This is a genomic window from Variovorax paradoxus (genome assembly GCF_030815855.1).
In the GTDB taxonomy this organism is placed as follows: Bacteria; Pseudomonadota; Gammaproteobacteria; order Burkholderiales; family Burkholderiaceae_C; genus Variovorax; species Variovorax paradoxus_M.
This window is the reverse complement of record NZ_JAUSXG010000001.1, coordinates 2,799,841-2,825,550: the sequence shown is the minus strand read 5'-3', so window position 1 is coordinate 2,825,550 and position 25,710 is coordinate 2,799,841. Positions and strand designations below refer to the sequence as shown.

General features: G+C 64.9%; 22 protein-coding genes and 2 tRNA genes. 18 read left to right on the top strand and 6 right to left on the bottom strand.

Annotated elements, in window-relative coordinates; all coding sequences use genetic code 11:
• Positions 1-15: 15 nt before the first annotated feature.
• The 6 genes from QFZ42_RS13285 (at position 16) to rimO (ending at position 6,006) form a co-directional block, all read left to right on the top strand.
• Positions 16-1,011 (top strand): alpha/beta fold hydrolase, encoded by a 996-nt coding sequence (locus tag QFZ42_RS13285; RefSeq protein ID WP_307701396.1) that lies wholly within the window; start codon positions 16-18, stop codon positions 1,009-1,011.
• Between the two features lie 43 nt (positions 1,012-1,054).
• The gene (locus QFZ42_RS13280; RefSeq protein WP_373423333.1) at positions 1,055-3,259 is read left to right on the top strand and encodes a RelA/SpoT family protein; all 2,205 of its coding nucleotides are present in this window, start codon (positions 1,055-1,057) and stop codon (positions 3,257-3,259) included.
• A gap of 48 nt (positions 3,260-3,307) precedes the next feature.
• Positions 3,308-3,384, top strand: a tRNA-Val gene (locus QFZ42_RS13275).
• A gap of 212 nt (positions 3,385-3,596) precedes the next feature.
• Positions 3,597-3,923 carry a hypothetical protein gene (locus QFZ42_RS13270; RefSeq protein WP_307701395.1) on the top strand — a complete coding sequence of 109 codons (327 nt, stop codon included), beginning with the start codon at positions 3,597-3,599 and terminating at the stop codon, positions 3,921-3,923.
• 74 nt (positions 3,924-3,997) lie between these two features.
• On the top strand, positions 3,998-4,558 hold the full coding sequence (gene phaR / locus QFZ42_RS13265; RefSeq protein WP_307701394.1) for a polyhydroxyalkanoate synthesis repressor PhaR: 561 nt from the start codon (positions 3,998-4,000) through the stop codon (positions 4,556-4,558).
• A gap of 41 nt (positions 4,559-4,599) precedes the next feature.
• Positions 4,600-6,006 (top strand): 30S ribosomal protein S12 methylthiotransferase RimO, encoded by a 1,407-nt coding sequence (gene rimO, locus QFZ42_RS13260; RefSeq protein WP_307701393.1) that lies wholly within the window; start codon positions 4,600-4,602, stop codon positions 6,004-6,006.
• Between the two features lie 364 nt (positions 6,007-6,370).
• Here the strand turns inward: rimO and QFZ42_RS13255 are convergent, their stop codons facing one another.
• The 3 genes from QFZ42_RS13255 to QFZ42_RS13245 form a co-directional block, all read right to left on the bottom strand.
• Complete coding sequence (locus tag QFZ42_RS13255; protein ID WP_307701392.1) at positions 6,371-6,652, bottom strand: hypothetical protein; 282 nt, start codon at positions 6,650-6,652, stop codon at positions 6,371-6,373.
• An 82-nt stretch (positions 6,653-6,734) separates the two neighbouring features.
• On the bottom strand, positions 6,735-7,127 hold the full coding sequence (locus tag QFZ42_RS13250) for a YkvA family protein (RefSeq protein WP_307704232.1): 393 nt from the start codon (positions 7,125-7,127) through the stop codon (positions 6,735-6,737).
• Between the two features lie 560 nt (positions 7,128-7,687).
• A tRNA-Leu gene (locus tag QFZ42_RS13245) sits at positions 7,688-7,772 on the bottom strand.
• An 80-nt stretch (positions 7,773-7,852) separates the two neighbouring features.
• On the opposite strand from QFZ42_RS13245, the gene rnr reads away from it, so the two are divergent.
• Both rnr and QFZ42_RS13235 read left to right on the top strand, forming a co-directional pair.
• Positions 7,853-10,120 carry a ribonuclease R gene (gene rnr / locus QFZ42_RS13240; RefSeq protein ID WP_307704231.1) on the top strand — a complete coding sequence of 756 codons (2,268 nt, stop codon included), beginning with the start codon at positions 7,853-7,855 and terminating at the stop codon, positions 10,118-10,120.
• Positions 10,121-10,181: 61 nt separating this feature from the next.
• Positions 10,182-10,946, top strand: a complete 765-nt coding sequence (locus tag QFZ42_RS13235) for an SDR family oxidoreductase (protein ID WP_307701391.1) — start codon at positions 10,182-10,184, stop codon at positions 10,944-10,946.
• Between the two features lie 6 nt (positions 10,947-10,952).
• On the opposite strand, the gene QFZ42_RS13230 is transcribed toward QFZ42_RS13235, so the two are convergent.
• From QFZ42_RS13230 to QFZ42_RS13220, 3 genes are read right to left on the bottom strand one after another with little or no spacing between them, the layout of a single operon-like run.
• The gene (locus QFZ42_RS13230) at positions 10,953-12,410 is read right to left on the bottom strand and encodes an NAD(P)H-hydrate dehydratase (RefSeq protein WP_307701390.1); all 1,458 of its coding nucleotides are present in this window, start codon (positions 12,408-12,410) and stop codon (positions 10,953-10,955) included.
• Between the two features lie 38 nt (positions 12,411-12,448).
• Positions 12,449-13,702, bottom strand: a complete 1,254-nt coding sequence (locus tag QFZ42_RS13225; protein ID WP_307701389.1) for a D-amino acid dehydrogenase — start codon at positions 13,700-13,702, stop codon at positions 12,449-12,451.
• Positions 13,703-13,752: 50 nt separating this feature from the next.
• Entirely contained in the window at positions 13,753-15,078 is a 1,326-nt protein-coding gene (locus tag QFZ42_RS13220; RefSeq protein WP_307701388.1) for an amidase, read from the bottom strand.
• A gap of 221 nt (positions 15,079-15,299) precedes the next feature.
• Here QFZ42_RS13220 and rpsB point away from each other — a divergent pair, with 221 nt between their 5' ends.
• From rpsB to QFZ42_RS13170, 10 genes are all read left to right on the top strand, one after another.
• Positions 15,300-16,052, top strand: coding sequence for a 30S ribosomal protein S2 (gene rpsB / locus QFZ42_RS13215; protein ID WP_307701387.1), 753 nt, complete (start codon positions 15,300-15,302; stop codon positions 16,050-16,052).
• A gap of 81 nt (positions 16,053-16,133) precedes the next feature.
• Entirely contained in the window at positions 16,134-17,057 is a 924-nt protein-coding gene (gene tsf / locus QFZ42_RS13210; RefSeq protein ID WP_307701386.1) for a translation elongation factor Ts, read from the top strand.
• Positions 17,058-17,158: 101 nt separating this feature from the next.
• Entirely contained in the window at positions 17,159-17,881 is a 723-nt protein-coding gene (pyrH, locus tag QFZ42_RS13205; protein WP_307701385.1) for a UMP kinase, read from the top strand.
• A gap of 12 nt (positions 17,882-17,893) precedes the next feature.
• The gene (gene frr / locus QFZ42_RS13200) at positions 17,894-18,463 is read left to right on the top strand and encodes a ribosome recycling factor (RefSeq protein WP_307701384.1); all 570 of its coding nucleotides are present in this window, start codon (positions 17,894-17,896) and stop codon (positions 18,461-18,463) included.
• An 8-nt stretch (positions 18,464-18,471) separates the two neighbouring features.
• Positions 18,472-19,215 (top strand): polyprenyl diphosphate synthase, encoded by a 744-nt coding sequence (uppS, locus tag QFZ42_RS13195; RefSeq protein ID WP_307701383.1) that lies wholly within the window; start codon positions 18,472-18,474, stop codon positions 19,213-19,215.
• A 34-nt stretch (positions 19,216-19,249) separates the two neighbouring features.
• On the top strand, positions 19,250-20,095 hold the full coding sequence (locus tag QFZ42_RS13190) for a phosphatidate cytidylyltransferase (protein ID WP_307701382.1): 846 nt from the start codon (positions 19,250-19,252) through the stop codon (positions 20,093-20,095).
• Entirely contained in the window at positions 20,092-21,279 is a 1,188-nt protein-coding gene (gene ispC / locus QFZ42_RS13185; protein WP_307701381.1) for a 1-deoxy-D-xylulose-5-phosphate reductoisomerase, read from the top strand. The genes QFZ42_RS13190 and ispC overlap by 4 nt, the downstream gene beginning before the upstream one ends.
• Before the next feature lie 24 nt (positions 21,280-21,303).
• Positions 21,304-22,674 (top strand): RIP metalloprotease RseP, encoded by a 1,371-nt coding sequence (gene rseP / locus QFZ42_RS13180; protein WP_307701380.1) that lies wholly within the window; start codon positions 21,304-21,306, stop codon positions 22,672-22,674.
• Positions 22,675-22,712: 38 nt separating this feature from the next.
• Positions 22,713-25,151: an outer membrane protein assembly factor BamA gene (bamA, locus tag QFZ42_RS13175; protein ID WP_307701379.1), complete on the top strand. Its 2,439-nt coding sequence runs from the start codon at positions 22,713-22,715 to the stop codon at positions 25,149-25,151.
• Positions 25,152-25,700 (top strand): OmpH family outer membrane protein, encoded by a 549-nt coding sequence (locus QFZ42_RS13170; RefSeq protein WP_307701378.1) that lies wholly within the window; start codon positions 25,152-25,154, stop codon positions 25,698-25,700.
• The last annotated feature ends 10 nt before the right edge of the window (positions 25,701-25,710 follow it).

Genomic DNA, 25,710 nt, shown 5'->3' with positions numbered 1-25,710 from the left:
TCCGGATGAATTAGGATGCGACGAGACCATTATCCGCACCAGGACGACTTCGTTTTCATGACCGACCCGACGCTTCATTACGTGGCGTGCGATGACGCCCAGGGCGGCCATCGCATGGCCTATTGGCAATGGGGCGACGCGCGCAGCGCGCATGTGGTCATGTGCGTGCACGGCCTGACCCGGCAAGGGCGCGATTTCGATGTGCTGGCCCAGGCCATCGTGGCGCGCGCCGACGGGAACGTGCGCGTGGTCTGCCCCGACGTCGCAGGGCGCGGCCGGAGCGACTGGCTGCGCAATGCGGCGCTTTACCAGGTGCCGGTCTATGCGGCCGACATGCTGGCGTTGATAGCGCAACTGCATCGCGAACAGCCGATCGACACGCTCGACTATCTGGGCACCAGCATGGGCGGGCTGATCGGCTTCGTGCTGGCGGGCCACAAGCAATTGCCGCTGGCCCGGCCGATACGCCGCTTTGTCGTGAACGACGTCGGCCCGACCATCGAGGCGGCGGCCATTCAGCGCATCGGCGCCTACGTGGGGCAAGGCGGCCGCTACGCGAGCGTACAGGAGGCAGCCGATGCCATGTGGGCAATCTCGACCAGCTTCGGCCCGCACACGCCCGCCCAATGGCTTGCCTTGTCGCAGCACATGGTGGTGCCGGCGTCTCAGCGCACGGCCGATGGTTCGGGCAAAGCAGATGTCGTTGAGAACGACAGCGCCGGGCCCTGGTTGCTTCACTACGACCCGGCCATCGCCGTGGCGCTGCGCGCCATCACGCCCGAGGCCGCGGCCCAGGGCGGCGCGGTGATGTGGAGCCTGTACGACGCCATCGATGCGCGCACGCTCGTGACACGCGGCGCCCAGTCGGATCTGCTGTCGCGCGAAACGGCCCTTGCGATGACAGAGCGCGGCCCGCGCGCGGCGTTGTTCGAGTTCGACGGCGTGGGCCATGCGCCGACCTTCGTCGATCCCGCGCAGGCCGCCGTCGTCACATCCTTCTTGTTCGATTGAGTCCCACGTGAAGCGCGAGTCTTCGAGCCTCCAGACGGCACACATGTCCGATACGGCGATGGTCGACTATCCGTTGTCCGCCGCAACGGCCGATCGCACCCCGGTCATGGAGAACATGCTCGCCCGAGCGCGCGCGTTTGCCGAGCCGCTGATTGCCGACGAAAAGCTCGACACCGGCGAGAACACGCTGGCGCATGCCGATGCGGTGGCCGCCATCGTCGCGAAGATGGGCGGCTCCGAGGCCATGCAGGCCGCGAGCTATCTGGTTTACTCGTGCCAGCACCTGAACCGTCCGCAGGAAGTCATCGCCAAGGTGTTCGGCGATAACTTCGCCGCGCTGGCGGTCGAGACCACCAAGCTGGTTCGCGTGCAGGAGCAAGCCCGCTCGGCGTCGCAGGGCCATCACCTGTCGGAAGGCGCGGGCGCGCAGACCGAGAACGTACGCAAGATGCTGCTCGCGTTCTCGCGCGATCTGCGCGTCGTGATGCTGCGCCTGGCTTCGCGGCTGCAGACCTTGCGGCATGCCGCGGCCAGCAAGCAGCCGGCGCCCGAGAGCGTGGCGCGCGAGTCGCTGCAGGTGTTCGCGCCGCTGGCCAACCGGCTCGGCATCTGGCAGGTGAAGTGGGAGATCGAAGACCTCTCGTTCCGCTTTCTGGAACCCGAAACCTACAAGCTGATTGCGCGCCTGCTCGACGAGAAGCGGGTCGAACGCGAAGGCCACATCGAGCAGCTGCGCTCGCAGCTCGAACGCGAGCTGCAGGCTGAAGGCGTGCGCGCCACGGTGCAGGGGCGGCCGAAGAACATCTACAGCATCGTCAAGAAGATGCGCGGCAAGTCGCTCGACTTCGCGCAGGTGTTCGACATCCTGGCGCTGCGCGTGGTGGTGCCCGACGTGAAGGATTGCTACGCGGCGCTGGCCTGGGTGCACTCGCATTTCCTCCCCATCGACGAAGAGTTCGACGACTACATCGCGCGGCCCAAGCCGAACGGCTACCAGTCGCTGCACACCGTGGTGCGAGAGCGGGTCGACGGCAAGCCGGGCAAGCCGATCGAGATCCAGATTCGCACGGAAGAAATGCACGACCATGCCGAGCATGGCGTGGCGGCGCACTGGGCCTACAAGGAAGCAGGGCACAAGGGCTATGCGGGCGTGTGGGCGAGCGGAGAGTACGACGCGAAGATCGCCGTGCTGCGCCAACTGCTGGCGTGGGAGCGCGACCTTTCGGGCGGCTCGCAGGGGCAGGGCCTCTTCGACGACCGCATTTATGTGCTGACGCCCGACGCGGCGATCGTCGAACTGCCGCAGGGCGCAACGCCGGTCGACTTTGCCTATACCGTGCACACCACGCTCGGCCATCGCTGCCGCGGCGCGCGTGTCGACGGGGCGATGGTGCCGCTCAACACGCCGTTGTCCAACGGGCAGACGGTCGAGATCATCGCGGCCAAGGAAGGCGGTCCGTCGCGCGATTGGCTCAACGCCGAGCTGGGCTATCTTGCAAGCCACCGCGCCCGCGCCAAGGTGCGCGCGTGGTTCAATGCGCAGATCACGCACGAAACCGTGGCGCGCGGGCGCGAGGCCGTCGAGAAACTGCTGCAGCGCGAAGGCAAGACGTCCACGCGGCTCGAGGACCTGGCTTCTCAGCTGGGGTTCAAATCGGCGGATCATCTGTTCGAGGTGGTCGGCAAGGACGAGTTCTCTCTGCGCAACATCGAGATGCTGTTGCGCCCGCCCGAGCCCGCGCCGAACCCCGACGACGGCGTGCAGATCAAGAAGCCGCGCGCCAGCGAAAAGTCAGGCAAGGGCGGCGTGCTGGTGGTGGGCGTGTCTTCGTTGATGACTCAGCTTGCCAAGTGCTGCAAGCCCGCGCCGCCCGATGCCATCAGCGGCTTCGTGACCCGTGGCCATGGCGTGAGCGTCCACCGCACCGACTGCAGCAATTTCCGGATGATGGCCTCCCGCGACGGCGAGCGCGTGATCGACGTCGAGTGGGGAGCGGCCAAGGGCGGCGAAGCACCGATGTATGCGGTCGACGTCGCCGTGGAAGCGGCCGACCGCCAAGGCTTGCTGCGGGACATCTCCGATGTGTTCGCAAGAGAGAAGATGAACGTGATCGGCGTGCAGACGCAATCGGTCAAGGGCACGGCATGGATGACGTTCACTGTGGAAATCGCCGATGCAGCGCGGCTCACGCAGGTGCTTGGCGTCGTGACGGCGGTTGCTGGTGTGCGATCTGCACGTCGGCGCTAAAAAGCGCGTTTTCTCCTGCTACAATAGCTGCTTCTCGGACACATCCTTAGGCGCGTAGCTCAGCTGGTTAGAGCACCACCTTGACATGGTGGGGGTCGTTGGTTCGAGTCCAATCGCGCCTACCAATTTCTGTTTCAACTTCCGGCCAACCACCGGGTCTGTTGAACAGAGCTTTCACCGGGTTCCCCGGTGTTTCAATCGTCCTTGCGGTGAAGCAGGCAAAGACCATGGCCACGTTGTTGTGCTACCTTGGCCGCACTGCAAACCTTTTCCAAATTTCTTGATAAGCGATCTGATGAATACGCGATCAACGATGGTTGATCGGGCTCATGCCGATATGCGCCTGGCCGCATTGCTCAAGCAGGCCCCCATTGAATTTGCACGCGCGGTCTACGGCATCAACGACCACGCGAGCGGCCGCACCGATACCATGGCGGCGCGCGAAATTGCGCGCGCGCTGCAGCAAGGCATATCCGTCACGCAGGAGCGCGCCGAACAGCGCTCCCGCGCCTACTTGCCGACCTCGGGCCACGAGCACTGTCCGCGCTGTTGGGTGGTTTACGGCCACAAGAGTCCTCTGCGTTTCAGGGAAGCTGCCGGAGACCGGCCCGAGACGGCGGCCTGCAGCGCGTGCGGTGCCGAGTACGCGACAACGTTCGATTGAAGGAGCGGGATGCGCGGTCAGGGTAAACCTTGTCGCGGTGCAGCAAAACCGCTACCTAGAATTGATCGGATGACATGGGCATCCATGTGAAGGAGTCCGCAGTGCAGAGCAAGAAGTCCGGGGTCAAGCCGGTGCAACGTGTAATCAAGAAGTACCCCAACCGAAGGCTCTACGACACCGAGACATCCACGTACATCACGCTCACCGAGGTGAAGCAGCTGGTCATACAGAATGCCCAGTTCGTGGTGCGCGATGCCAAGACCGGCGACGACCTCACGCGCAGCATCCTGCTGCAGATCATTCTCGAAGAAGAAGCGGGCGGCGCGCCGATGTTCACCGAACAGGTGCTGGCCAACATCATCCGTTTCTACGGACAGGCGATGCAGGGCTACATGGGCCCGTATCTCGAGAAGAACATCCAGGCCATGACCGAGGTGCAGGCCCAACTCGCGGACAAGGCTGAAGGCCTCACGCCCGAGATGTGGTCGCGCTTCATGACCATGCAGTCGCCGATGCTCCAGGGACTGATGGGCAACTACGTCGAGCAATCGAAGAATGTGTTTCTGCAGATGCAGGAGCAGATGCAGAAGAACACCGAGCAGGTTCTGGGCGCATTCGGCCTCAAACGCCCCTGAAATCCCGCTCCCGGCCGATAGCTGGGACAATAGGGGCATATATGAGCGAAGTTGCCTCCCCCGAACGTACCGTCACGCCGGCTGCCCCCAAGGTCGGCTTTGTGAGCCTGGGCTGCCCCAAGGCCCTGACCGATTCCGAATTGATCCTGACCCGGCTCAGTGCCGAGGGCTATCAAACCTCCAAGACCTTCGAAGGCGCCGACCTGGTGATCGTCAACACCTGCGGCTTCATCGACGATGCCGTGAAGGAAAGCCTCGACACCATCGGCGAGGCACTGGCGGAAAACGGCCGCGTCATCGTCACGGGCTGCCTCGGTGCCAAGACCGGCGACCAGGGCGGCAACCTGGTGCGGCAAATGCACCCCAGCGTGCTGGCCGTGACCGGTCCGCACGCCACGCAGGAGGTCATGGATGCGGTTCACGCCAATTTGCCGAAGCCGCATGACCCGTTCGTCGACCTGGTTCCCAACACCTTCGGCATCGCAGGCCTCAAGCTCACGCCGCGGCACTATGCGTACCTGAAGATCAGCGAAGGCTGCAATCACCGTTGCACCTTCTGCATCATTCCGTCGATGCGCGGCGACCTCGTGTCGCGTCCGGTCGGCGATGTGCTCGGCGAGGCAAAAGCCTTGTTCGAAGGCGGCGTGAAAGAGCTGCTGGTCATCAGCCAGGACACTTCGGCCTATGGCGTGGACGTCAAGTACCGCACCGGCTTCTGGGATGGCAAGCCTGTCAAGACCCGCATGCTCGAACTGGTGCGCACGCTGGGCGAAATAGCCGAGCCTTACGGCGCCTGGGTTCGGCTGCACTATGTGTACCCCTACCCGAGCGTGGACGAAATCATTCCGCTGATGGCGAGCGGCCAGGTGCTGCCTTATCTCGACGTGCCGCTGCAGCACAGCCATCCCGATGTGCTCAAGCGCATGAAGCGGCCGGCCAGCGGCGAGAAGAACCTGGAGCGCCTGGCGCGCTGGCGCGAGGTTTGTCCCGAGCTCGTGATCCGCAGCACCTTCATCGCCGGCTTTCCGGGTGAAACGGAGCAGGAGTTCGAGCATCTGCTCGACTTCATCCGCGAAGCCCAGATCGACCGGGCCGGTTGCTTTGCCTACAGCCCCGTCGAAGGTGCCACGGCCAACGACATTCCCGGCATGCTGCCGCCGGCGGAGCGCGAAGCGCGCCGCGCGCGCTTCATGGAAGTGGCGGAAGCCGTGTCGATCGCCAAGCTGCGCCAGCGCATCGGTGCAACGATGCAGGTGCTGGTGGATTCGGCGCCGGGCATGGGCCGCAAGGGTGGCATCGGGCGAACCTACGCCGACGCGCCCGAGATCGACGGCACCGTGCGCCTGCTGCCGCCCGAGAAAATCAGCAAGACGCTCAAGGTGGGTGAATTCACCCGAGCCCGCATCGTCGGGGCCGAGGGCCACGACCTGATCGCGCTGCCGATTTAAACCGCCGCCGCCGGGCTCCAGACGAGCCGCAGCCGCCGTCGCGCCCATCGGCCCTTGTCAGGCGCAAAAAGAAAAGCCCGCTTGAGCGGGCTTTTCGATCGGCTTGAATGGGGCGGCCGATGCCCGGCAGTTTTCAGTCATCCGAGCGCGAAATGACCAGAAGGCTCATGAACAACGCGCCGAGGAACATGCCGATTAACAAGGTAAATGCTGCGATCACGATAGTTTCCGTAGGTTTGATATCCGTATTTTCAAACCAAACGTAACCTTATGTGTGATTTCTCGTTACCTTTAGACGCATATGCATGGAACAGTGTGACTTTTGCCACACTTCAGCGTCCCGCTTCTCGGGAGTTCCGGGACTCTAGAAGGGAAGTGCGTCGTCAGCTTGCAACGCTTGACCCGGGTACAGGTACTTGAAGTAGGCGCCCGACTTCCCGTAGAGCTGCGTCGCGAGCGCCACCGGATCTTCGTTGCGGTGCTGTTCATAGAGCACGGGGCCCCAGAGGATGAACCCGTCGATGCTCAGCGACTGAGGACGAGGCTCGATCGCCTTCCAGGCGTGCGCGAACTTCGAGATCCACGCCAGTGCTTCAGCCAGCGCATGGTTGCGAGCGGGATAGTTGGATTCTTCGGGCGTGGACATGGCGGTTATCCTTTGTGAAAAGACTGTACAAATATACAGGAAATCTCCGCCTTGCCGAGCGATTTGGTCCTCGCGCCCGAGGCTAGTTGCGCGTGGTGAACCACGCCCACAGAGCCGTGCCAACAGCGATCCAGATTGCAAGAACGAGCACAGCACCCGCGATGCTTCGAGGCTTCGCGCCTTGTTCTTTCATCCACTTGTCTGCGCGCGCGCGGCATTCTTCGAGGACATCGGCCGGAATGAGCCGGATGTTCAGCCAGATGAGGCCGGGCAACAGCAAGGCATCGTCGAGGTAGCCAAGTACCGGAATGAAATCGGGTATGAGGTCGATCGGGCTCAATGCATAAGCGACGACGAACGCGGCGAGGGCCTTTGCGAACCAGGGCGTTCCGGAGTGGCGGTAGGCAAACCACAGCGTGACGGCGTCGCGCTTGATCCGGGAAGCCCAATGCCTGATGCTTTTGAAAATGGACATGGACGAGAAGGAGTGCGGTGCGTCGACGCAAGTATGGCGCGGACAGTGGCGGCAGCAGCCGTCGCGCGGATCGACGAGGCTGTCGTTGCTCGCCGTGGTATCGTGCACCACAGGCTTCACAGCCTGTCGCAACTCCGCAGATTCCCCATGATCCTGCAGCGAGTTGAACGCCGCGCTCATCAGGTTGGGTTTGCGGTTCACCTTTACTGGCAACGCGGTGTATTGACTCCGTTGCCACGCTTCTTGAAACTGTGCGCGATCATTCGTCGATGGACTGCGTCAGAATGGCGGAAAACCGCTGCTCCGTGAGCGGTCGCTGCATCACTTCATGAGACGAAGCCCGTTCCACTTGTCCGAATCCGTGTCGTCGAAAACCGTTTCGCAGGAGATCCCAATCCGGGGCTGCGAGGGTGTGCGCGAATGCGGCGGACTACCGTCGATCCGGCTCAGTCTGGCTGCGATCGATTATTGCGGGGGAGAGCATCCCTCGATCATGTTCCCAGGGAAAAGAAAAAACCCCTGTAAATCTAAGATTCACAGGGGTTTCAGCTTGGTAGGGGTGGTGCCCAGAAGAGGACTCGAACCTCCACGATGTTACTCGCTAGTACCTGAAACTAGTGCGTCTACCAATTCCGCCATCTGGGCCCGCATAACCGCCGAAGCAGTTATGTTTTGAATTTCAGGAAAGAGAGAATCATATCAAAAATAATGGCCACTCCAGCGGACTGCTGGATGAATTTGAAGGAACTGTTCAAGGACATCGCGACGGACACGGTTTCGTGCAGCGCGACGACGGCGAAGCCGACATCTATCTGCCCCCGAACGAGATGCGCGCGGTGCTGCACAAGGACCGCGTCAAGGCGCGCGTGGTGCGGCAAGACCGGCGTGGGCGTCCCGAGGGGCGGGTGGTCGAAATCGTCGAGCGCCCGGAGCAGCCGATCATCGGCCGCCTGTTGCATGAAGGCGGCATCTGGCTCGTCGCGCCCGAAGACAAGCGCTACGGACAGGACGTACTGATTCCCAAGGGCGCGACCGGTCCCGCAAAGGTGGGGCAGGTTGTCGTGGTGCAGCTCACCGAGCCGCCGGCCCTGTTCGGCCAGCCGGTGGGACGCGTGAAGGAAGTGCTCGGCGAGATCGACGACCCGGGCATGGAGATCGAAATTGCCGTGCGCAAGTACGGCGTGCCGCACGAGTTTTCCGCGGAATGCCTGGCCGAAGCCAAGGCATTGCCCGAGAAGGTCCGACCCGCCGACAAGAAGGGCCGCATCGACCTGACCGATGTGCCGCTGGTCACCATCGACGGCGAGGACGCACGCGACTTCGACGACGCCGTGTACTGCGAGCCCGCGAAGGTTGGCCGCGGCAAGGGGTGGCGCCTGCTGGTTGCCATTGCCGATGTCAGCGCCTATGTGCAGACCGGGTCGGCCATCGACATCGATGCCTACGACCGAGCCACCAGTGTCTACTTTCCGCGCCGCGTTATTCCGATGCTGCCGGAAAAGCTTTCGAACGGTTTGTGTTCGCTGAACCCCGAAGTCGAGCGACTGTGCATGGTGTGCGACATGCTCGTGGCGGCCGACGGCGAGATCTACGCCTACCAGTTCTATCCGGCGGTGATGTTCAGCCACGCACGCTTCACCTACACCGAGGTGGCTGCCATTCTCGGCAACACGCGCGGCCCCGAGGCGGCCAAGCGCAAGGACCGCGTGAAGGACCTGCTGAACCTGGCCGACGTCTACAAGGCGTTGCTCAAGCAGCGCGGCAAGCGCGGGGCGGTCGACTTCGAAACCACCGAGACGCAGATCATCTGCGACGACGCCGGCCGCATCGAGAAGATCGTGCCGCGCACGCGCAACGAGGCCCACCGCCTGATCGAAGAAGCCATGCTCGCGGCCAATGTGTGCAGCGCTGACTTCATCGCCGAAGGCAAGCACCCGGGCCTGTTCCGCGTGCACGAAGGCCCGACGCCCGAGAAGAAGGAAATCCTTCGCGGCTACCTGAAAGCCATGGGTGTGGGGTTGAGCATCACCGATGATCCGCGGCCCGGGGAGTTCCAGGCGATTGCCGAAGCCACCAAGGAGCGGCCCGACGCGCAGCAGATTCACACCATGCTGCTGCGCTCGATGCAGCAGGCCATCTACACGCCCATCAACAGCGGCCACTTCGGCCTGGCTTACGAGGCTTACACGCACTTCACGAGCCCGATCCGGCGCTACCCGGACCTGCTGGTGCACCGCGTGATCAAGGCCATTCTCGGCAAGACGCGCTACCAGCTGCCGATGCTGCCGACGCCGGGCGAGGCGCATGCCAAGCTGGCCAAGCGGCTGGCCTCGCGCGTGAAGGCGCCGACCACCAAGCCGCAGAAAGCCACGGTCGCTCCGACCAAGGAAGTGCTGGCCTGGGAAGCGGCCGGCCTGCATTGCAGCGCCAACGAGCGCCGCGCCGACGAAGCGAGCCGCGACGTCGAGGCGTGGCTCAAGTGCAAGTACATGCGCGAGCATCTGGGCGAGGAGTATGGCGGCGTGGTCACGGCGGCCACGACCTTCGGCATCTTCGTCACGCTGGACGCCATGTATGTCGAGGGACTCGTGCACATCACCGAGCTCGGCGGCGAATACTTCAAGTTCGACGAGATGCGCCAGGAACTGCGCGGGGAGCGCACCGGCATTCGCTACGCCATCGGCACCCGTGTACGGGTGCAGGTAAGCCGCGTCGACCTGGACGGACGCAAGATCGATTTCCGCCTGGTGCGCGAGGGCGAAGAGCTCACGGCACGTGCCATGAAGGACAAGGGCGTGGGCTCGGCCGGCGTGCCGATCAAGGCATCGGCCAAGCGCAGCTCGCGCCACAAGGCCGAAGCGGCGGCTCCCGAGCAGCGCAGCGAGCGCGTCGTGACCGCTGCGGCGGGGCCCCAGTCGGCCATGCAGGCTTTCAAGTCGGCGGTGAAGAAGGCCGCCAACAAGATGAAGGGGCGCAAGCCTCGCCGCGCGTGACGCACGACGCATTGCATTCATACATCATCGAGACAGACAACCCCAGAAGGAGACACCGAGCATGAGCGTGGAAAACAACAAGGGCCGCATCGCGATCGTGACGGGCGCCGGCACCGGCATCGGGCGCGCCGCGGCGCTTGCATTGCTGGCCGACGGCTGGAGCGTGGCGCTGGCGGGCCGCCGCCTCGAACCGCTGGAGCAGGTGGCGGAAGAGTCGGGAGCCGGCGCGCGTGCCTTCGCGGTGCCGACCGACGTGGCGAATTCCGAATCGGTGCAGGCGCTGTTCGCCGCCGCCGTGGAGCGCTTCGGCCGCGTCGATCTGCTGTTCAACAATGCCGGCGTGGGCAACCCCCCGGGTCCGTTCGAGGACTGGACGCCCGAGCAATGGCGCGGCGTGGTCGACATCAACCTGAGCGGCATGTTTTTCTGCATTCAGCAGGCGTTCCGCACGATGAAGGCGCAAACCCCGCGGGGCGGGCGCATCATTAACAACGGCTCCATCTCGGCCACGGCTCCGCGGCCGAATTCCGCGGCCTATACCGCGACCAAGCACGCGGTGGAAGGGCTGACCAAGACGGCCTCGCTCGACGGACGCAAGTACGACATCGCGGTGGGCCAGGTCGACGTGGGCAATGCCATGACCGAACTGGCCGCGCGCATGGCCAAGGGCGTGCCGCAAGCCAACGGCGAACTCGCGATCGAGCCGCTGATCGACGTGAAGATCGTCGGCCAGTCGGTGCTCTACATGGCGAACCTGCCGCTCGAGGCCAACGTGCTGTTCCACACCATCATGGCGACGAAGATGCCCTTCGTCGGGCGCGGCTAGAAGCTTTCAGCAGGGTGCCTGGCGCGCCAGCGCGCCGGCCGTCAACGGAGGCGCATCGGCCGGCCAGGTGTCGGCGATGCGGCCGTGGCGCCAGACCGCTCGGTGCGCTGCTTCGAAGGCCGGTTCTTTCGCGGCCAGCGCGGCGCCGATCATTCCGGCCAGAACGTCGCCGGTGCCGGCGGTGGCGAGCCTGGCATTGCCGGTCAGATTGAACAGCGGCGGTGTGCCGCTGTCGTCGGCGATCACTGTTCCCGAGCCCTTGAGCACGGCCACGACGCCGTAGCGCGACGCCAGTTGGCGGGCTGCTGCCAGCCTGTCCGCCTGGACGTCGGCGGCCGAGCAATTCAACAGGCGCGCGGCCTCGAGCGGATGCGGGGTGATCACGGTCGGCCTTCCGCGCCGGGCGCGCGATGCGAGCTGCGTTTGCAGTGCGCTGTCGACGGCGATGGCATTCAATGCATCGGCATCGAGCACCAATGCAGCCGCTGTCGCCAGCACGCGCGGCAGCACCGTGCGTACCGCCGCGCCACCGCCGCATCCGCAAACCGCTGTCGTTCCCGAGAGATCAATGGCGTTGGCGTCTCGCAGCATCAGTTCGGGCTGGGCCAGATCGACGGGGGCTGCATTCGGGTCGAGCAAGCCGACGAACACGCGTCCGGCGCCCGCATGCAGCGCAGCCGATCCGGCCAGCAGGGCGGCGCCGGCCATGCCGGAGGCACCGCCGATCACGGCAACATCGCCATAGCTGCCCTTGTGCGATGCGTGAATGCGCGCCGGGTCCGTCGGTGCGCCCGCAAGGCGTGCGGCGGGTGGCTCGGCAATCTCGCTGCAACCCAGGTCGTCGAACCAGACCGTGCCCGCGGCGTCGCGGCCCTGCGTTGTGAACAGGCCCGGTTTCAGGGTCAGGAGGGTCGCGCAGAAGCGGGCCGAGGCGGCGCCCTGGTGCGCGGTATTCCAAACCCCGGTGTCGGCATTCAGCCCGGACGGCACGTCGATGCTGAGTACCGGCCGGGCCGTCGCATGCATCTGCCGCAGCCACTCGGCCATGGCGTTCTCGGGTGGCCGGACCGCGCCGATGCCGAGCAACGCATCGATGGCCAGGTCGTATGCGGCCGGCGGTGTCGGGGCGAAGATCACGCCGGCGTCCCGGGCCCGCTGCAACGATGCCTTCGCATCCGGCGGCAGGCGGTTTTCGTCACCCGCGAAAGTGACGATCGGCAGGAAGCCTCGGTGCTGCAGCTGCGCAGCCGTTTCGAAACCGTCGCCGCCGTTGTTGCCGGGCCCGCAGGCGATCCATACCGTGCGCGCGTGCGGCGCAACCGCCATCGCCAGCCGCGCCACGGCAATGCCTGCGCGCTGCATCAGCGTGTGGGCGGGCAGGGCGGCTGCCGCCGCGTGCTCGATGCGCCGCGTCGCCGCGATGTCGAACAGGTCGGCGATGGTGGCTGACGTGATGCGTTGCATCGGGCCATTGTGCCGCCCGATGCTGGGTGAACGAAACCCTACAGACCGAGCCGCTCGATGCCCAGGCCTTCGAGATCGACGCCTGCATCGCGGCCCCTGATCAGGTCGGCCACGACGCGCGCGCTGCCGCACGACAATGCCCAGCCGCTCGAGCCATGGCCCAGATTGAGCCAGACACCCGGCACGCCGCTGGCACCGAGCACCGGAGGGCCATCGGGCAGCATCGGCCGTGCACCCTTCCATTGCTGCACGCCCGACTGCAGCGTGACCGCGCCGGGGAACCAGTCGTGCAGCACCTTGTAGAGCGTTTGCACAGAGGATGAATTCATCGTGTTCAGGGAACCGCCGATTTCGGCGCTGCCGGCCACGCGCACGCGCTGGCCCAGGCGCGAGATCGCGACCTTGTAGCGTTCGTCCATCACCGCACTGCGCGGCGCATTGAGCGATTCGCGAATCGGCGCGCTGACGGAATGGCCGTAGATCGGCGCCATCGGAATCCGAAGGCCGAGCGGCCGCAGCAGCGAGGCCGAGGCGAGCCCGGCGCACACCACCACCGCATCGAAACGCAGTGGAGGGGAGCCGCTCGCGAGCGACACCGAGGTCGGCTCGGCGCGGCTCAGCGGCGCGATGTCGCAGTTGAAATGGAACTGGGCACCAAGTCCTTCGGCTTCCCACTTGAGCAGCAGCGCGAACTGGCGGCAGTTGGCCACTTCGTCGTCGGGCAGGTAAATGCCGCCCGCAAGCGCCGTGTCGGTGCTGAGCGCGGGTTCGATGCGCCGGGCCTCGTCGGCGTCGACTTCGCGAAAGACGCTGCCTGCCGCCCGCAACACGTCGAGACCGGGCTGTACCAGCTTCTTCTCGCGTTTGGAGCGCAGCAGCACAAGGTAGCCGTCGCTGCGCTCGTAGCTCAGTTCGCGGGCCTCGGTCACCTCATGCAGGCGGGTGCGGCTGTAGAACGCCAGCCGCTGCATGCGGGCGCGGTTGGCCAGGTAGGTTTCGAGCTTGCAGGCTTTTTGCCAGCGCGACATCCAGCCGATATCGCGTGAATTCAGCGGCCAGCGCAGCTTGATGGCGCCGTGGGAGGAAAGCAGCGAACGCAGTACCTTGGCGCGCATGCCCGGTGCGGCCCATGGCGTCACATAGCCCGGTGCGACCACGCCCGCATTGGCAAAACTGGCTTCCTCGGCTGCCGCGCCGCGGCGCTCGAACACAGACACTTCATGGCCGTCCGAAGCCAGTTCCCAGGCGGTGGTGACGCCGATGATGCCGGCGCCCACGATCGCGATTTTCATTGAATGCTTGAGTAAGAAGAGATGGCTGACGCCCGTCGGTGGGCGTGCAGCTATTGTCTTCGCAGTGCGTGTTCCATTTGTAAGGCGATCGCGAGAACGGCGTCGTCGTGCAGCGCGGCGTGCCACAGCATCAGGCCGACCGGCAACTCGCCGGCGGCATGGCAGGGCAGCGAGATGGCGCAGCCGTCGAGCATGTTGACGATCGACGGGTTGCGCAGCAGCAGTGCGTTGATGCGGAAGAACTCCTCGTCGCGCTGGGTGCCCGGTGCCACGCTTGCGATAGTAGGCGCGGTGATCGGCACGGTCGGCGACAGCACGGCGTCGTAGGGTGCGAGCGCCGCTTCGACGCCGGCGATCCACGCCCGCCGCGCATTCACGAGGTCGATGTACTCGTGCGCCTTCATGCCGGCGCCGCGCAGGATGCGCTGGGCAACGCGAGGGTCGTAGCCGGCGCCGCTGCGCTCCAGCAAGAGCCGGTGCCAGGCGTAGGACTCGGCCGCCGAGAAGCCGCCGGTGGCGTTGATGGCCTGCAGCTGCGCCAGTTCCGGCAGCGCGATTTCCTCGACCTGGGCACCTTCGGCTCGCAAGGTCCGCAGCGCGTTGTCGAAGGCGTGGGCCACGGCCGGCTCGATGCCGTCGAAGAACACGTTTTTCACGACGGCGAGCCGGTACGCTCCCAGGGAGGCCGCGCCGGCGGTCACCCGGCGCGCCGCGAGGATTTCATGTGCAGCCACGGCGTCCCGCACCGAGCGCGTCATGGCGCAGACGGTGTCGAGCGTGGTCGACAGCGGCAGCGCGCCGTCGGCCGGCACGAGGCGGGCGGTGCTCTTGAAGCCCACGATGCCGTTCAGCGCTGCGGGAATGCGGATCGAGCCGCCCGTGTCGGAACCCAGCCCGATGAAGGCCGCTCCGGTCGCGACCGAGATGGCGGCGCCGGAAGACGAGCCTCCGGGGATGCGCGGCGTGGCCGCGTCGCTCGCATTGGCCGGGGTGCCGTGGTGCGGGTTGACGCCCACGCCCGAGAAGGCGAACTCGCTCATGTTGGTGCGGCCGGTCAGCACGCCGCCCGCGGCGCGCAGACGCGCCACGGCGACCGCGTCGGCCTTGGCGGCAGGCGCATGCGAAAGCACCACGGAGCCCGCCGGCGTCGGCTGCCCCTCGATGTCGAACAGATCTTTCGCGGTGAAGGCGAGTCCCGAAAGCCTGCTTTGCGGCACCGCGAGCGCAACCTGCTGGCGGGCTTCGTCGAACAGCGTGCGGGTGAAAACGTGGGCGCAGGCGGGGGATTCGGAGATTTCGACGGCGCGCTCCAATTCGGTGCGTGCATCGGTGCCGCCTGCCAGAAGGTTCAGACGGGCGGCGTGAAGGTCGTTCATGGGTGGGCTGCGAGGGGCGCGGACGGCTCGGTTCGGGGGTGGGCAAGGAGAAAGACAGGGAGGGCCGTGCTATACTCTTTGGGTTTCGCTGACCATGCGACGACTCTCGTCGCAGCCAGCCAGACACATTCGCAAACCGGCCCAATCAAGGTGTTGTGACTCCCTTCGAAGGAGCCGCAAAACGGGCTGGATTTTAGACCCAACCTTTGGAGTAATTTCTAATGTCGACCACCATGCGCGAAATGCTGGAAGCCGGTGTCCACTTCGGTCACCAAACCCGCTTCTGGAACCCCAAGATGGCCCCGTTCATCTTCGGCCATCGCAACAAGATTCACATCATCAACCTGGAAAAGTCGCTCCCGATGTTCCAGGACGCGATGAAGTACGCCAAGCAGCTCACCGCCAACCGCGGCACCATTCTCATGGTCGGCACGAAGCGCCAGGCCCGCGAAATCGTGGCTGCCGAAGCCCGCCGCGCCGGCGTGCCCTTCGTCGACACCCGCTGGCTCGGCGGCATGCTGACCAACTTCAAGACCGTCAAGACCTCGATCAAGCGTCTGAAGGACATGAAGGCCCAGCAAGAAGCCGGCCTCGACAGCCTGAGCAAGAAAGAACAGCTCACGTTCTCGCGTGAAATCGCGAAGCTCGAAAAGGACATCGGCGGCATCCAGGACATGGCAGCACTGCCCGACGCCATCTTCGTGATCGACGTGGGCTTCCACAAGATCGCCGTGGCAGAAGCCAAGAAGCTCGGCATTCCGCTGATCGGCGTCGTGGACTCCAACCACTCGCCCGAAGGCATCGACTACGTCATTCCGGGCAACGACGACTCGTCGAAGGCCGTCACGCTGTACGCCCGCGGCATCGCCGACGCGATCATCGAAGGCCGCAACAGCGCCGGCGGTGACGTGGTCAAGGCCGTTGCCGAAGGCAGCGACGAATTTGTCGAAGTCGAAGAGGGCGCCTCGGCCTGATCGAGTGCTCTCACGCGCCTGAAGAAGGGGCTTTGGTGCCCCTTTTTTTTAATCTGATTTTTTGGACACGGAGATAGAACAATGGCTGCAATCACCGCAAGCATGGTCGGCGAACTGCGCGCAAAGACCGACGCGCCGATGATGGAATGCAAGAAGGCCCTGACCGAGGCCGACGGCAACATGGAAAAGGCCGAAGAGCTGCTGCGCATCAAGCTCGGCAACAAGGCTGGCAAGGCTTCGGGCCGCATCACCGCCGAAGGCGTGGTCACGGCATTTGTCGAAGGCTCGGCCGGCGGCATGATCGAGATCAACTGCGAAACCGACTTCGTCACCAAGAACGACAGCTTCCTGGCTCTGGCCAACGCTGCCGCGATGCTGGTCGCCAAGCACAACCCCGCCGACATCGCTGCGCTCGGCGCGCTGCCCTATGAGCAGGACGGCTTCGGCCCCACGCTCGAAGACGTGCGCAAGGGCCTGATCGGCAAGATCGGCGAGAACATGAGCTTCCGCCGCTTCAAGCACTTCGCCGGCAACGGCAAGCTGGCTTCGTACCTGCACGGCACGCGCATCGGCGTGATGGTCGAGTTCGAAGGCGACGACACGTCGGCCAAGGACGTTGCGATGCACATCGCCGCCATGAAGCCGGTCGCGATCCAGGCCTCCGACGTGCCCGCAGAGCTGATCGAAAAAGAGCGCGCCGTGGCCGCCGGCAAGGCCGAGGAAGACCGCAAGACGGCCGAAGCCGAAGGCAAGAAGCCGCAGCCTGCCGACATCGTTGCCAAGCGCATCGAAGGCGGCGTGCAGAAGTACCTGAAGGAAGTCTCGCTGCACAACCAGGCGTTCGTGAAGAACGACAAGCAGACCGTCGAACAGATGCTCAAGGCCGCCGACACCACCATCAAGGGCTTCACCCTGTACGTGGTCGGCGAAGGCATCGAAAAGAAGGTCGACGACTTCGCCGCCGAAGTTGCAGCCCAGGTCGCTGCCGCCAAGGCCGCCGCGTAAAAACTGTTACGCCCCAAAGCGGCGGTGCATGCATGTGTGCCGCCGCTTTTTCACCGCCTCGTTCTACACTCGCCCCGCCAACCCAAGTAAGGAAATTGCCCATGTCTGATCCCCGCCCAGCCCACAAGCGAATCTTGTTGAAGCTGTCGGGTGAGGCGTTGATGGGAGACGATGCCTTTGGTATTAACCGGGCGACCATCGTTCGCATGGTCGAGGAAGTGGCGGAAGTGGTGAACATGGGGGTGGAAGTCGCGGTCGTGATCGGCGGCGGCAACATCTTCCGCGGTGTCGCGGGAGGTTCCGTGGGCATGGACCGCGCCACGGCCGACTACATGGGCATGCTGGCCACGGTCATGAATGCGCTGGCGCTGGCCGACGCCATGAACAAGCAGGGGCTGGTGGCGCGCGTCATGTCCGCCATTGCGATCGAACAGGTGGTCGAGCCTTACGTGCGGCCCAAGGCGCTGCAGTATCTCGAAGAGGGCAAGGTCGTGGTGTTCGCGGCAGGCACCGGCAACCCGTTCTTCACCACCGACACGGCCGCCGCGCTGCGCGGCGCCGAAATCGGCGCCGAACTGGTGCTCAAGGCGACCAAGGTCGACGGCGTCTATTCCGCCGACCCGAAGACCCATCCCGATGCAACGCGCTATTCGACGCTCACTTTCGACGAGGCGATCGCGCAGAATCTCGGCATCATGGACGCTACGGCCTTCGCGCTGTGCCGCGACCAGAAGCTGCCGATCAAGGTGTTCTCGATCTTCAAGAACGGCGCACTCAAGCGCGTCGTCATGGGCGAGGACGAAGGCACGCTGGTGCATGCCTGAGGAGTAAATGAGATGACGACCCCTACCATTGCAGAAATTCGCAGTTCGACCGACGCGAAGATGAATCAGTCGCTGGCTGCATTCCAGAACAACCTCACCAAGATCCGTACCGGCCGCGCCAATTCCGCGCTGCTCGACTCGATCCATGTCGACTACTACGGCTCGCAGGTTCCGCTGAGCCAGGTGGCGAACGTGTCGGTGCTCGATTCGCGCACGATCAGCGTCCAGCCCTGGGAAAAAGGCATGGGCGCCAAGATCGAAAAGGCCATCCGCGAAAGCGACCTGGGCCTGAACCCGGCCTCGATGGGCGACCTGATCCGCGTGCCGCTTCCCGCGATGAGCGAAGAGCGCCGCAAGGAAATGACCAAGCTGGTCCGCAACGAAGGCGAAAGCGCCAAGATCGCCACGCGCAACCTGCGCCGCGACGCCAACGAGTCGGTCAAGAAGCTGGTGAAGGACAAGCTCGCTTCCGAGGACGACCAGAAGCGTGCCGAAGCCGAAATCCAGAAGGTCACGGACCGCCATATCGCGGAAATCGACCGCCTGGTCGCGGCCAAGGAAGCGGAGATCATGGCCGTTTGAGGCTGCGCATGGCCTCGTCTTCGCTGCAGATCCCCCACCACATTGCCATCGTCATGGATGGCAACGGACGCTGGGCCACGCGGCGATTCTTGCCTCGCGTGGCGGGACACAAGCAGGGCGTCGAATCGCTGCGGCGCTGCGTCAGGGCCTGTGTCGATCGCGGCGTGGGCATTCTCACGGTGTTCGCGTTTTCGTCGGAGAACTGGAACCGGCCGCCCGAAGAAGTTTCGGGGCTCATGGAGATCATGGTCGGCGCGCTCGCGCGCGAGGTGCCCAAGCTGGGCCGCGACGGCGTGCGGCTGCATTTCGTCGGCGAGCGGGCCGGGCTCTCGAAGAAAATGGTGCAGGGCCTGATCGACGCCGAAGAGGCCACGGCGCAGAACACCCAGTTGATACTCAACGTCTGCTTCAACTACGGCGGCCGTTGGGACATTGCACGCGCGGCCGCCAAGCTGGCCGAGCAGGGCGAGGCGCTCACGGAAGCCAATCTCGATCGCGCCATGGCCCTGTCGCATGTGCCCGATCCCGACCTGCTCATTCGCACCGGCGGCGAGCAGCGCCTGTCGAACTTCCTGCTCTGGCAGAGCGCGTACGCGGAGCTCTTCTTCAGCGACAAGCTCTGGCCCGAGTTCGATGAAACCGAACTGGACGCGGGAATTGCCGCGTTCCAGGCTCGCGAGCGCCGCTTCGGCAAAACCTCCGCGCAGGTCACGGCCGGCAGCGATTCCACTTCAGATCGCCAGTTGGCCTGACGGCCTTCAACGGCCCGAAACACCGCCGCATCGCATGCTCAAACAACGCATCCTCACGGCCATCGTCCTGTTGGCAATCCTGCTGCCGGCGCTTTTCTATCCGTCGTACGTTCCTTTCGCCTGCGTCATGCTGGTGCTGATCGGCGCCGGGGCTTGGGAGTGGGGTCGCCTGAACGGCTACGGACAACGACTGTCGGTGTTTCTCGGCCTGGAAACGGTGGCGCTTTGCGCGTTGTCGTGGTGGATCGGGCTGCTCGAGCGGCCGCTGATGCTCATGTGGCTGCTGGCCAGCGCCGCCTGGGTGCTCGGCGGCGCCGTGCTGTTGCGCGTGGCGGTGCCCGGATGGCCTCGCATTCCGCGCGGCCTGCGGCTTGTCGGCGGGCTGCTCGCACTCTGGGTGGCGTGGCTCGCGGCCGTGCAGGCGCGCATGGTCGGCATCAACTTTCTGCTTTCGATTCTCGTGCTGGTCTGGGTGGCCGACGTTTTTGCCTATTTCGCGGGCCGCGCCTTCGGGCTCAAGTTCACGCGCGGCAAGCTTGCGCCCGCCATCAGCCCCGGCAAGAGCTGGGAAGGCGTGTGGGGCGGCATGGCGGGCGTGGTGGTGCTGGCCTTCGCGTGGGTCTGGGCCGACCGCGCAGCCGGCGCAACGGTGGCCAGCCTCTATACCCGGCTGCATGAACGCGGCTGGTGGTTGCTGCTCGTGGGCGTGGTGTTTCTCGCCGCGATGAGTGTGGTCGGCGATCTCGTCGAGTCGCTGATCAAGCGCAGCGCCGGCGCCAAGGACAGCAGCCGCCTGCTGCCGGGCCACGGCGGCGTGCTCGACCGCGTGGATGCCCTCTTGCCGGTGCTTCCCATTGCCATGATGCTGGCCTCCTTGTGAACATACCCAAACAACGCATCACGGTGCTGGGCTCGACCGGTTCGGTCGGAGTCAACACGCTCGACGTCATTTCGCGGCACGCCGAGCGTTTCGAGGTGTTCGCGCTTTCCGCATCGACCAAGGTCGATGAACTGCTGGCGCAATGCGCACGGTTTTCGCCGCGGTTCGCCGTCATGGCCAGCGCGCCGCATGCGGCGCTGCTGGCGGAAAAAATCAAGCACAACAACCTGGCGACGCAAGTCCTGAGTGGCAGCGATGCTATCGAGAAGATAGCTTCGCACGAGGAAGTCGACGCTGTCATGGCCGCCATCGTGGGGGCTGCGGGCCTCGCCCCTTGCCTGGCCGCCGCGCGCGCCGGCAAGCGGCTGCTGCTGGCCAACAAGGAGGCGCTGGTGGTCGGCGGCGAGCTGTTCATGCGCACCGTGCGCGAGGGCGGCGCCACGCTGCTGCCGATCGACAGCGAGCACTCGGCCATCTTCCAGTCGCTGCCCGAAGACCCGTCCACCTGGTCGCGGCGCATCGACAAGATCATTCTCACCGCTTCGGGCGGCCCGTTCCTCACGCGGGCTCCCGGCACCTTGGGCTCGGTGACGCCCGAGCAGGCCTGTGCCCATCCGAACTGGGTCATGGGGCGCAAGATTTCGGTCGACTCCGCCACCATGATGAACAAGGCGCTCGAGGTGATCGAGGCGCGCCATCTGTTCGGCGTGCTGCCCGAGCAGATCGAGGTGGTCATCCATCCCCAGAGCGTGGTGCATTCGATGGTGCAGTTCACTGATGCCTCGGTCATCGCGCAGCTCGGAACGCCCGACATGCGCGTACCCATCGCCGTCGGCCTGGCCTGGCCCGAGCGCATCGAAAGCGGGGCGGGGCGGCTCGACTTCCGCCAGATGGCGGCACTGAGCTTCGATGCCCCCGATGCGGCGCTGTTCCCCGGACTGGGTTTGGCCTGGCATGCGCTGCGTGCGGCGCCGGGGACCACGGCGGTGCTCAATGCCGCCAACGAAGTCGCGGTCGAGGCCTTTCTGGACCGGCGCCTTCGCTTCGATCGCATTCATGCGGTCAACATGGAAACTTTGGAGGCCATTGCGCCCTCCAAGCCCGGATCGCTGGCCGACCTGCTGGCGATCGATGCCAGTGCCCGCGCAGCCGCCAATGCCGCGGCGCTGCGCTTTGCGGCCTGATACGCCAGACAACCGAGGACCCGGATGCTCACTGTCATCGCTTTTGTGGTTGCCATCGGCGTGCTGATCGCCGTGCACGAATACGGCCACTACCGCGTCGCGGTGGCTTGCGGCGTCAAGGTGCTGCGGTTCTCGGTCGGCTTCGGCAAGACGCTGTACCGCTGGCAGCCGAAGCGCCAGCATCCCGGCCAGTCGACCGAATTCGTCATTGGTGCGTTCCCCCTCGGCGGCTACGTCAAGATGCTCGACGAGCGCGAAGGGCCGGTGGCGCCGGAAGAGCGGCACCGCGCGTTCAACACGCAGCCGTTGCGCTCGCGCGCCGCCATCGTTGCCGCCGGGCCCATTGCCAACCTGCTGCTCGCCGTGGTGCTTTACACGGTCGTCAACTGGATCGGCGTGGATGAACCCGTCGCCAAGCTGGCCCGCCCCGTGGCGGCCTCGCTGGCCGAAGCCGCGGGCTTGCGCGGCGGCGAGCACGTCACGCGCGCCGGTTTCGACGGCGACCTGGCACCCGTGCAATCGTTCGAGGACCTGCGCTGGCGCATGACGCGCGGCGCTCTCGACGGGCAGGACCTGACGCTCGAAATCGCGGGCGAGGACGGCCGGCCCGAACGCCAGATCGTGCTGCCGCTGAGCCGCATGGAGGCCAAGGACGCCGACCCGCAGATGTTCCGCAAGATCGGCGTGCTCGCACCGCTGACCCGGCCCGAAATCGGCCAGGTCATGGCCGGCAGTGCCGCGGAACGCGCCGGCCTGCGCGATGGCGATCTGGTCCGGGCCATCGGCAACGCGCCCATCGTCGACGGACAGCAATTGCGCGAGGTGATCCGGACATCGATCGACGGCGACCAGCCGCGCGCGCAGACCTGGCAGGTGCTGCGCGGCGGGCAGTTGCTCGAGCTTGAAGTCAAACCCGAGCTGCGCGACGAGGCGGGTGTGAAGGTCGGCCGGATTGGCGCTTACGTCGGGGCACCGCCCGAAATGGTCACAGTGCGGCAGGGGCCCATCGACGGTGTCTGGCGCGGCATCGTGCGCACCTGGGAGGTCTCGGCCCTCACCGTTCGCATGATGGGCAAGATGGTGATCGGCGAAGCTTCGCTCAAGAACCTGAGCGGCCCGCTCACGATTGCCGACTATGCGGGCAAGTCCGCAAGCCTCGGGCTGACGCAGTACCTGGTGTTCCTTGCGCTGATCAGCGTGAGCCTCGGTGTGCTCAATCTCATGCCGCTGCCGGTCCTCGATGGGGGGCACCTGATGTATTATCTTTGGGAGGGCCTGACCGGCAAGAGCGTCTCTGACGCTTGGATGGAACGGCTTCAGCGCGGCGGTGTCGCTTTGCTGCTGGTCATGATGTCGGTCGCACTCTTCAACGACGTCACGCGGCTCTTTGGTTAACTTTCTGCCGGCCCTTTCCGCGCCGGCCCAATTCACAGATGAACACAAACTTCAGTCGCTTTCGCCTGCGTAGCGTTGCCGCGGTGGTGGCCAGCGCGCTGGCGGCCACGGCAGCTTGGGCCGTCGAGCCTTTCACGGTGCGCGACATTCGCGTAGAAGGCTTGCAACGCGTCGAGCCCGGCACGATCTTCGCGTCGCTGCCGCTGCGTGTGGGCGATACCTACAGCGACGAACGCGGATCGGCGGCCATCCGCGCGCTGTTCGAACTGGGTTTGTTCAAGGACGTGCGCATCGACGTCAACGGCAATGTGCTGGTGGTGATCGTCGAAGAGCGGCCCACCGTTGCGGACGTCGATTTCGTCGGCACCAAGGAATTCGACAAGGCCGCGCTCCAGAAGGCGCTGCGCGAAGTCGGCCTGACCGACGGCCGGCCGTACGACAAGGCGCTGACCGATCGTGCCGAGCAGGAGCTCAAGCGCCAGTACGTGAGCCGCAGCCTCTACAACGCGCAGGTCGTGACCACGGTCACGCCCATCGAGCGCAACCGCGTCAACCTCACGTTCACCGTGACCGAGGGCGATTCGGCCCGCATCCGCGAAGTCCGCGTGGTCGGCAACAAGGCGTTCAGCGAATCGACGCTGCTGAGCCTGTTCGACCAGGACAGCGGCGGCTTCATGAGCTGGTACACCAAGTCGAACCAGTACTCGCGTACCAAGCTGAACGCCGACCTGGAAACGCTGCGCTCGTACTACATCACGCGCGGCTATCTCGAATTCCGCATCGACTCGACGCAGGTTGCCATTTCGCCTGACCGGCAGGACCTGTCGGTGACCGTGAACATCACCGAAGGCGAAAAGTTCGTGGTGGCCGGCGTCAAGCTCGACGGCAACTATCTGGGCCGCGACGAGGAGTTCAAGTCGCTCGTGACCATCAAGCCCGGCGAGCCGTACAACGGCGAGCAGGTGACCGAGACCACCAAGGCTTTCACGGACTACTTCGGCACCTTCGGCTATGCGTTCGCGCGCGTGCAGGCCCGCCCGGAAATCGACCGCACCAACAACCGCGTGATGCTGACGCTGCAAGCCGAGCCCTCGCGCCGCGTTTACGTCCGCCGCGTGGCGGTGGGCGGCAACGCCAAGACGCGTGACGAAGTGATCCGCCGCGAGTTCCGCCAGTTCGAGGCCTCGTGGTACGACGGCGACAAGATCAAGACTTCGCGCGATCGCGTGGACCGTCTCGGCTTCTTCACCGAAGTGAACGTCGAAACCCAGGAAATCCCCGGTTCGCCCGACCAGGTCGACCTGGTCGTGAACGTGGCGGAAAAGCCCACCGGCAGCCTGCAGCTCGGCGCCGGCTACTCCAGCGCCGAGAAGGTGGCTCTGACCTTCGGCATCTCCCAAGAGAACGTGTTCGGTTCGGGCAACTTCCTGGGCTTGCAGGTCAACACCAGCAAGTACAACCGCACACTGTCGCTGACCACCACGGACCCGTATTTCACGCAGGACGGCATCTCGCGCACGGTGAGCGTCTATCACACCACGACGCGCCCCTATTCGACGACCATCGACGGCGACTACAAGCTGGTCAACCAGGGCGCTTCCATTCGCTTTGGTGTGCCATTCAGCGAAGTGGACACGGTCTTCTTCGGCGTAGGTCTCGAGCGGTACGCGTTTGATCCGAATACGTCGACAGCATTTTCGGGGCTCTTCACCCCGGCGTCCTATCTTCGCTATTTCCAATGCTCGAAAGACGCGTCAGGGTTGTTCGTGACGGAGTGCGACCAGAAGAGCGTGTGGGGCGTCCCGCTGACCATCGGCTGGGGCCGCGACAGCCGCGACAGCGCGCTGACACCGACAACCGGGCGCTTGCAGCGAGCCAACCTGGAACTGGGCGTCGGCGGCGACATGAAGTACGTCAAGACGAACTACCAGTATCAGCAGTTCTTCGCAATCAACAAGCAATACACGTTTGCGATCAACGCCGACGTGGGGTATGCCAAGCCCCTCGGCGGCAAGGACTACCCGATCTTCAAGAACTTCTATGCCGGTGGCCTGGGCTCCATCCGCGGCTTCGAGCAGAACTCGCTCGGTCCGCGCGATGTGCCGTTGGCCTTCCAGTCCGAAGGCGCCGCACTGGGCGGCACCAAGAAGGCCGTCTTCAATGCGGAGCTCAGCACGCCGTTCCCGGGTGCGGGCAACGACCGGACCCTGCGCCTTTACGGCTTCTTCGACGTCGGCAACGTGTTCGGTTCGCGCGCCCCGGGCCTGACGGACGAGCAGTACAAGGCGCAGAAGAAGTTGCGCGCCTCCGTCGGCCTCGGGGTCAGCTGGATCTCGCCGCTCGGCCCGCTGCGCCTGGCGTACGCTTTCCCCATCAAGTCGCAGAAGGAAGTTCTGGACCCCAACAACCCCAATATTGTCCTGATCCCGAAGGATAGAATTCAGCGCTTGCAATTCCAGATCGGAACTTCTTTCTAAATGACGCATTTGATTCGCGCCGCCGCTGGCGCGTTGTTGATCCCCGTTTTTGCGCTGGTTGCCGCGCCTGCTGCCCAGGCGCAGGAGACCTTTCGCATTGGATTCGTGAATCCGGACCGTGTGCTGCGCGAAGCCCAGCCGGCCAAGGCCGCGCAGGCCAAGCTCGAGGCCGAGTTCCTCAAGCGCGAGAAAGATCTCACGACCCAGGGCGAAGCGCTGAAAACGGCCTCGGAGAAATTCGAGCGTGAAGCGCCCACCTTGTCGGAAAGCCAGCGCACGTCGCGTCAGCGCGCGCTGGTCGACCAGGACCGCGACTTCCAGCGCCGCCGCCGCGAGTTCCAGGAAGACCTCAATGCGCGCAAGAACGAAGAGCTCCAGCAGGTCTACGAACGTGCCAACCGCGTGGTGAAGCAGGTGGCCGAGGCTGAAAAGTACGACGCGATCCTGCAAGAAGCGATCTACATCAACCCGAAGCACGACATCACGGACAAGGTGATCAAGGCGCTGAACGCCTCGACCACTTCTTCCGCGCCTGCGGGCGGCAAATAACGCCGCAAAA